This window comes from Mesorhizobium sp. M2A.F.Ca.ET.037.01.1.1, assembly GCF_003998075.1.
Classification (GTDB): Bacteria; Pseudomonadota; Alphaproteobacteria; order Rhizobiales; family Rhizobiaceae; genus Mesorhizobium.
In genome coordinates this window covers 1-1,073 of record NZ_RZSA01001476.1, presented here as the reverse complement: position 1 = coordinate 1,073, position 1,073 = coordinate 1, and the positions used below count along the sequence as shown (strand labels likewise).

Genomic DNA, 1,073 nt, shown 5'->3' with positions numbered 1-1,073 from the left:
ACAGTGTGTGAACCCGCCGCGAACGTCTACCAGTCCAGAATGTCGGCAAAACAAGCGGGTGCCGATAGAGGCTCACTTTTCGACAGATTTGGTCGATCTGCTTCATGGAAAAATGATAGGTCAAAACGCCGACTGATTTTGATAATTACCGCCTAACGATTACTGCAGAAGTTCGGGAGTTTCTTTTGTTTTCCCTTCAACCTCCAGTCGATATTGCCCGGCGTCTCGCTCCGCTCGATGGCATGACCCTTCGGCTCATGTTGGCTGGTATCCTGCTCCAGCCGGCCTATCTCGCTAACCATGCTCGAATCCTAACGTTGTTGCACTGGACGATCGTTTTGGCGAATGGTCGGCGACCGCCGGTCAGGAACGACTTAACGGTTCTTTTCTCAGCGATGTCTGATCACCCGGCCATTTTGAGTGAAGATCCTCCAGAAGATTCATTTGTGGACATCGTCTGGACGCCGCAGTCGGGTCTCCGGATATTTCCCGGCATCTATACTGGAGCGGGCTTCCACCTCCAACGCCTACTCGACACTGCCCAACAGGCCGAGGACAACATCGCAGGCGCCGCGGGTGTACGCGATGTCATGGCGCTATTGCGCCTCAGTGAGACCATTGCCTCTCGGTGCGGGCTGGTAGCCGGCGTGTTCGAAGAGAGCCAGCCGAGAGCTTCGCTTCGGCCACATTCGCGGCGCGCGCTTAAACTCGGTGCGCTCACCTGTTTCAACGCCGAAGAATTGAAGGCGCTTGGCATAGAGCGCGAGCGGCTCAAGAGATTCATCCTCCAGCCCACGCCGGGTCTACTCGAGCAGCCGTTCGGCGGAACGGATCTGGAACATTTTCCCCTTATCGAATGGGAAGGTGGCGTCCAGGTTCTGAGCCCGCCCAGCCTTGTTGGCGCAGCCATTGCACACATCGTGTTATCACTGGGTCCATCGCATGCGGAAAGCCTATACCTGCGCGATTTAGCGCGCTGGCTTGGGGTGGATTTGCCACGTGCCCACGCTAAACCGCTTCCTGGACGCGAACTTCACCTTGGCGACCCAGGCTGGAGCAGGTCGGTCGAGGAT

General features: G+C 57.0%; 1 protein-coding gene. It reads left to right on the top strand.

Annotated elements, in window-relative coordinates; all coding sequences use genetic code 11:
- Nucleotides 1-185: 185 nt before the first annotated feature.
- Nucleotides 186-1,073, top strand: an 888-nt coding sequence (locus tag EOA27_RS37710; RefSeq protein ID WP_210214207.1) for a hypothetical protein, incomplete at its 3' end; no start/stop codon positions are given.